The 6918-nt window shown below is 36.8% G+C and carries 7 protein-coding genes; 5 read left to right on the top strand and 2 right to left on the bottom strand.

What is annotated here, in order from left to right:
• Window positions 1-115: 115 nt before the first annotated feature.
• A complete protein-coding gene (gene mobQ / locus Q0371_RS18480) occupies window positions 116-2128 on the bottom strand; it encodes a MobQ family relaxase (protein ID WP_298473989.1) in 2013 nt (670 codons plus the stop codon).
• Window positions 2129-2344: 216 nt separating this feature from the next.
• Between mobQ and Q0371_RS18485 the strand changes: the two genes are divergently transcribed.
• Window positions 2345-2611 carry a hypothetical protein gene (locus Q0371_RS18485; RefSeq protein ID WP_298473992.1) on the top strand — a complete coding sequence of 89 codons (267 nt, stop codon included), beginning with the start codon at window positions 2345-2347 and terminating at the stop codon, window positions 2609-2611.
• Between the two features lie 5 nt (window positions 2612-2616).
• Window positions 2617-2829 (top strand): hypothetical protein, encoded by a 213-nt coding sequence (locus Q0371_RS18490; RefSeq protein ID WP_298473995.1) that lies wholly within the window; start codon window positions 2617-2619, stop codon window positions 2827-2829.
• A 674-nt stretch (window positions 2830-3503) separates the two neighbouring features.
• On the opposite strand, the gene Q0371_RS18495 is transcribed toward Q0371_RS18490, so the two are convergent.
• Entirely contained in the window at window positions 3504-3833 is a 330-nt protein-coding gene (locus Q0371_RS18495; protein ID WP_298473998.1) for a hypothetical protein, read from the bottom strand.
• Between the two features lie 511 nt (window positions 3834-4344).
• Here Q0371_RS18495 and Q0371_RS18500 point away from each other — a divergent pair.
• From Q0371_RS18500 to Q0371_RS18510, 3 genes are all read left to right on the top strand, one after another.
• Window positions 4345-5361 carry a multicopper oxidase domain-containing protein gene (locus tag Q0371_RS18500; RefSeq protein WP_298474001.1) on the top strand — a complete coding sequence of 339 codons (1017 nt, stop codon included), beginning with the start codon at window positions 4345-4347 and terminating at the stop codon, window positions 5359-5361.
• An 18-nt stretch (window positions 5362-5379) separates the two neighbouring features.
• On the top strand, window positions 5380-6549 hold the full coding sequence (locus Q0371_RS18505; RefSeq protein ID WP_298474004.1) for a ZIP family metal transporter: 1170 nt from the start codon (window positions 5380-5382) through the stop codon (window positions 6547-6549).
• Window positions 6550-6680: 131 nt separating this feature from the next.
• Complete coding sequence (locus tag Q0371_RS18510; protein WP_298474006.1) at window positions 6681-6908, top strand: twin-arginine translocase TatA/TatE family subunit; 228 nt, start codon at window positions 6681-6683, stop codon at window positions 6906-6908.
• Window positions 6909-6918 lie beyond the last annotated feature (10 nt).

Here is a 6918-nt window from a genome sequence, read left to right on the forward strand (position 1 = left end):
CAGTTTTGCTAACCTAATGGGTCGGTGCCCTTTTGTTGAATAAATCTGGTACTCCATACATATTTGAAGCCCGGAACGCTAGAATGTGTTCGTCATCCATCAAATAACCCCAATACTAGCGTTCCATTCCCTTTTGTCTTTTCCTCTTGTTTTTATTCTTCTGTTCAAGTTCATCTTCTCTCCATTTTCGATCAGCTTCACGGATGGCATTCTCAAGAATAGAAAAGAAATCAGAACCATCATAAGACAAGAAACTGGAATTATGATTAGTTTTCGGACCGAAAGTGGTGGAACGCTCAAGTTCGGAGTCCTCTTCTTTACCAACCGACTGGACATCAAATGCACGTTGAAGTTGATTCATTCGTTCTTGGCCAATTTCGTCAGAATATCGCATACACTCATAATAGAACATATGTTTATAAGATTGATTATCCGTTTGGAAATCTGGATACTCCTTATTTAAGAGCTCAATAGATTGATTTCGTTTATATAAGTCAATATGACCGTTACTAATTTGATAAAAAGAGGATATAATTTCAATTTGTTCATCTTTAGAGTATTTTCTTGGTGGGTTTGAAAAATCCTCAGGCTTAATGTTTTTCCCATAATACTCTTCTGCCATGACAAAGAATTCCTTTTGTTCAATCGATAAATAATTACGTCCAACCCAATTAGGATACATAGCTTGAAGTCGGTGGTCATAAAGTAGACCCAACAGGCCTAATGATTTGTTCAAATTCTCTTTTTGTTTTAATAAAAACTGCATTTGACTTAACTCTTTTTCAGAAGCATTTTTGATTGTTGATCCATCAGCAAAATTAACCCCATTTTTCAAACGAAAATTCTCGAACTGCTTTTCTGCCCGTTGTATTTCTTTTTGTATGGAAAGAACAAACTGTGGTCTATTGTTCAGTAAAACATATAAGTCCTTTTCGATTTGTTTTTTCTCTAAATCAATTATAACTTTTTCAATTTCATGGCTACTTAACCTTTTATTCTGTGTGACCGTCGTTTCAACAACTTCAATTTTTTGTTCTTTAGAATGATCCTCAATATTAAAATTCGGATAATACTTTTCTAAAAACCTATTGGCCTCATTTTCCAAAATATTTTCAGCTTGATCTAACATGTCTGTTTCTCTTTCAATCCGGTTCATTTTTTTAAATGTATCAACGGAATCCTGACTAAACTCTAGTCGCGCATGCCATTTGTCTAACTGGCTCCTTCTAGTGTTAATGTTTTTGTAATTGACAAAAAGTCGTAAGGATTTGGCTGACTCACGTAGTTGTTTTTTCTCTAAAGGAGTGAAGCGGCGAACAAACTTCTCTGTTCTTTCTTTTATCTGTTTTTCTTTCTTCACTTCTGACAATTCGATGATGATTTTGTTGTACTCTTTACGCTCCATATTTATTCGAATTCTTTCAGATTCTTTCCCTTCATTTTGCAGCTGCCTTGCAACAACTCCTTCATGAATGGTCGGGAGTGTTTCAAGCCCTTGATCTTTATTCGATAAATGTGTGATCCTTTCAGGAAAACCATTTTTCTCTAAGAATTGATTGGCATAAGTCGCCCACTGCTCTCTCCAGTAAACAAGCTTTTCTTTGGTATTCCAATCAGTTGTATGTATGGCTTTTATTTGTTGTTTTCCATTAATGATTTCTTTCATCTTCACTTGTTTATTTCCCCATGTTCCCTCTTCATTAAAAGGTCGAATGGTTAACATGATATGAAAGTGTGGATTTTCTTCATCATCTCTATGGATAGCTAAATCTGCAACCATGCCATCTTTCACAAAAACCTCATTACAAAATTCAATGGCTAATTGTTCTTGCTCTTCATGAGATAGTTCCTTTGGTAAGGCTACATTCATTTCACGGGCAAGTTGTGCATTCCATTGTCTTTCTACTTTCTCCACTTCATTCCATAATTGCTGACGATCATATACCCATTTAGGTGCATGACTAGGCGCAAGAATATGAGTAATCGGTTCCACTTGTCTTTTATAAAACTTGGACTCATTGGTTCTTTCATCTACCAATCTCTCACCAGAACGATATGCAGCTGCAGCAATGGTATTTTGTTGCTTTTTTCTTGAAATAATCTGATTGGAGAAATGATAGATGGCCACGGTTCAAGCACCCCACTTTCTTTTCATAACATGAGCGAAGCGAATTTTTCAGACGCTTCACGAAATTGGTTTCTTCGAAGAAGGAGCCAATGCACAATACCACGATAGTGGTATATAAGTGCGCCCTTGATCTTAATCTTCGGGATCATTCTATCACCTTCCATATTATAGAACAAGTGTTACAATTAGGAAAAATATCCATAAGGGGTGCTAGTGTTGATAAAACAGAATACTAAAGAACAAATTTTAAGCATTGAAGAGCGAATCAAAAGATTGAAAGAAAAACAGAAAAGGATATTGAACAGCACTCAAAGGGAGATTGGGAAATATCTAATGGATTCATGGGAGGTAGAAGATGTGAATGAAGCAAAGGAATTAATTGATTCATTTAATAATCAAGTGAAATCATTAAGTGAAGCCTCTTTTTCAAAAGAGGATAATGAGGAAGAGAAGAATTTTTTACAAAATCCACCTAAAGGATAATTCATATGCCTAACGAAGAATTACAAAAAATGAAGGATAGAATAAAAGTTCTGGAGCAAAAGAAGAGAGTTCTAGAACTTAAAGTTTCAAACGAAGCTAGAAAAGAACGAACGCGAAGACTGATTCAAAAAGGAGCGCTTCTGGAAAAATACTTAGAAGAAGAAAGCTTGTCCCTAAAGGACACTGAAAAACTTACTAAAAGTATTAGCGGATTTTAAAAATAAAAATAAGGAATATGTAACTCGACAGATATGGATGAAGAAGTCCATTGAAAATGATAAGATAAAGCTCTTCTGGAAAGATCCATAAATTAACCTTAAGAACTTACTCATGACTTAGGTTTAACTAAGTATTTCTTTCCTGTTTTTAAAGAATAAAAAATGGTTCCTTCTTTTTTGTTATCCTTTAATAGCTACGCTTTCGTTGTTTCTGAACATCCTTTACTAACGCAATCTATCATGAAAAATGGAAAGAAAAATATTAAAAGTAGCGAAACTGTTTGTGCGTGGATGTCAATGTGAATCTAAACAAGAACAAAAGGTAGAGCATAATGTCAATGTGAAACTATTCAAAGAACATCCAGAGCATCTGGTAAATCGCCGAGAATGGCGGGAAGCATCACAATAATTATTGCGTTGTTGGTTCATTCATTTCCCATGTTTCCACTCTCTATTTTGTCCCCATGGGACCCCTCTATACCCTCCCTTCTCACCGGATACCTTATTATCGACAAATAAAGAGGTTGGGTACCAAAAACGTACCCAACCTCTTTTTATTGATTTAACACACGAAATCGTATACAAAATCCAAATCTAATAAAGTCAGTGTATCAAAATTATCCATAAAAAAAATAAAACTAAAACACTCTCATTGAGAGGTATTTTAATTTAGGTTAATCTTCATCTACCTCGATAAAGTCTTCATGTTTAAATACCATTGACACAGTTAGACGTCCATCATTACCACCGAACAACGCCACTTCAATTCCGTCTGACTCTTCATCTGTATCACCTTCAACGTTTACACGAAGCATGTTATCACCTTGGAAAGTAGTTGGGCCAGCAATAATTCGTAACACTGTCCAGTTTTCTGATGGTAGACTTACTAGTTGGTTGAGAATAGTAGACTCTAGAGAAGTAGCTGGGAATAGAAAATCTTCGGCACGTTCAACTGTTACACGAACAGTTTTAGTTCGATTAGTAGGATTTTTAAGACCAATCAATAAACGATCTACAGGTAGATTGCTAGTGCCGTCAATAAATAATGGTACGAAAAATGGACCTGATGTAATTTTATTAGCTATTTCTTAGTTTCCCCCCTTTACTTTTTGATAGTATATATTATTCCAATATATCATTAGTGAACCGGACAAACTGTTCAAGAGAATCAACCATTTTCAACAAATATTAACAGTTACTTCCTAACAGAAAGAATTTTCATTATGCATATTTTATCCAAATCTAGTTTACAAAGTACCTTTGATGTAATTTACGTTCCCTTAACCCCACCTAAAATCAAGGCTCAGAGTAAGAAAAGATACTATTTCTCTACTATAAAACTATAAATAGAGTTGGTGCATGAATTATTCCTGCACCTCCCCCAGATCCGCCCTTGATTGTCAGCGCTTACGCATTTTATAAAAAAGAGTTGACACAAAAGTTGTCTCCACCTTAAAATATAGCTTATACAACAAAAAGTTTACTTAAGGAAACTTTTTAGTAGGGGGTCAAGTAATGTCTGATGAGAAAAAGGTTTCACGCAGAGATGTTTTAAAGATGGGGACTGCAGGTGCGTTTGGGATAGCTGGATCTTATTACTTAAATAAAATGGCACAATTTCCAACTGTGGCTCAGGCATCCGATGATTCATCTCACAAGAATGGCAATCATTCCAATCATACAAATATGAGTGATAAAACAAAAACTACAGGTTATAAAATGGCAGAACGCCTCCTTACTGAGTTTGATTATGGAAAAGTTACCAAGATGCCAAATGGTCAAACACTCCGGGAATATGAAGTCGTAGCAATTGATAAAGAAATCGAAATTGCCAAAGGAATTAAATTCCCAGGCTGGACTTATAACGGAACTATTCCAGGACCAACTTTTCGTTGTACGGAAGGGGACCTTTTACGGTTTCACTTTATTAATAAAGGCAGCCATCCTCATTCTATTCATTTTCACGGAATCCACCCTCCAGAGATGGACGGATTAACTTCTATTTATCCGGGACAAAAATTCACATATGAATTTGAAGCGAAGCCATACGGATTACAAATTTACCATTGCCATGTACTCCCCTTAGCCCGCCATATCCATAAAGGCTTATATGGTAATTTTATAATTGATCCAAAGAAGCCAAGAGAGCCGGCATTAGAGTTAAACATGGTTATGAACGGATTTGATTTGGATTTAGACGGCGAAAACGAGTTTTATACGGTTAATGGCTATGCCTTCGCATACATGAATCACCCTATTAAAATCAAAAAAGATCAACTGGTCCGTATCTATCTAAGTAATTTAACAGAATTCGACTTATTAAATTCATTTCACTTGCATGCAAATTACTTTACGTACTATCCAACCGGCAGAAACGATAACCCCTCCCAGTTTACAGATACCATCATGCAGTGTCAGGGAGAACGTGGAATTTTAGAAGTTCGTTTTCCATTCAAGGGAATGTATATGTTTCATGCCCATGTAAGTGAATTCGCTGAGTTAGGCTGGATGGGATTCTTTGAGGTCGAGTAAAGAAGGGGAGATAATAATATGAAGGGGAAATGGCTATTAGCTGGTTTAATACCGTTAGTATTACTTATAGGAGTTCTGGGATGGGTACTAAAGAATGGGGCAGGTGTAGAAAAAGATCCTGCAGCGCCGATAGAAGTCTTGAACATTGAAAGCATCAAGGTAACTAAAATCGGTTTTGAATTATCTGTTAGTAATACGGGACCAAAACCATTAACGATTTCTCAAGTTATTGTCAATGATTCGGTGTGGAATTACAGTGTCTCTCCTCAAGCAAAACTTGAACGATTCGAAGAAGGAAAGGTGACCATTACTTATCCTTGGGTGGAAGGTGATCCACATACCATTAAATTAATCACAGAGAATGGGATTATCACGGAAGGTGAACTTGCAGCTGCCACGCTCACTCCAGAAACCAACTGGAGCAACTTTTTGAACTACGGCTTAATAGGCTTTTACGTTGGGATAGTCCCGATTACATTAGGGTTGTTGTGGTATCCATTTATGAAACGTTTCTCACGAAAGTGGATTAATTCGATTCTTGCCCTTACCGTTGGGCTGCTTTTATTTTTATTTGTCGGGACTCTAGCTGATGGATTTGAAATTGGTGCAGAAGCTCCTTCTGTCTTCCAGGGCAATATGGTTGTCATTATTGGAGCTTCCTTAACCTTCTTATTATTGATCGGCTTTGATCAGTATCAACAAAGAAAGCAAGAAAAGAAAGGATATTCCGCTTTTGGTCTGGCTTTGTTAATGGCTACCGGAATAGGACTTCATAACTTTGGGGAAGGTTTGGCAATTGGTTCTTCCTTTTCCCTAGGTGAAGCCGCTCTAGGTACCTTTTTAATTATAGGATTTACCCTTCACAACATTACGGAAGGTATTGGAATCGCTGCTCCTTTATTAAAGACCTCACCTCGATTCAGAGACTTTCTACTACTGGGAGTTATCGCAGGCGCCCCCGCCATTGTAGGTACTTGGGTTGGCGGATTCATCTTCTCACCAATTTTAGGAGCTTTGTTCCTGGGTATTGGTGCAGGGGCAATTCTTCAAGTAATTTATGTGATAACGAAAATGCTTATTGAAGATCATCGTACACATAAGGAACCATCTGTTTCATGGTTAAACCTTTCTGGATTCTCGATTGGACTATTGATCATGTACTTTACTGCATTTTTTGTGAAATTTTAAGGGAGGACTTTATGCCCTTATTGGAGATCAGTACAGCACCCGAGTGGTGTATGGACGTATCGCCCTGGTGAAACAATGCCTCGTCTGTGTGTGACGCTAGTAAAAAACCAAATTTCAGGAGCTGATTATACATGTTGTCAAGTATCGGAATTCCAGGTTTAATTTTAATACTGGTCATTGCTTTGATTATTTTTGGACCTAAAAAACTGCCAGAAATCGGCCGGGCTTTTGGACGTACTTTAACCGAATTCAAGAGTGCCACTAAGGGATTAGTATCTGATGAAGATAAAGAGGAGGAAGGAAATAATCCTGAGTTAACGACTGTTGAAAAGAAGCAGGATGAATCAACAGTTTCATAAGTAATGGGTA

This window comes from uncultured Psychrobacillus sp. (assembly GCF_938022135.1).
In the GTDB taxonomy this organism is placed as follows: domain Bacteria; phylum Bacillota; class Bacilli; order Bacillales_A; family Planococcaceae; genus Psychrobacillus.

Bases quoted from the DNA above. Each gene is read 5' to 3' on its own strand.
- Q0371_RS18510 (WP_298474006.1), top strand. From the start codon at position 6,681: ATGTTGTCAAGTATCGGAATTCCAGGTTTAATTTTAATACTGGTCATT.
- Q0371_RS18490 (WP_298473995.1), top strand. From the start codon at position 2,617: ATGCCTAACGAAGAATTACAAAAAATGAAGGATAGAATAAAAGTTCTG.
- Q0371_RS18500 (WP_298474001.1), top strand. From the start codon at position 4,345: ATGTCTGATGAGAAAAAGGTTTCACGCAGAGATGTTTTAAAGATGGGG.
- Q0371_RS18505 (WP_298474004.1), top strand. From the start codon at position 5,380: ATGAAGGGGAAATGGCTATTAGCTGGTTTAATACCGTTAGTATTACTT.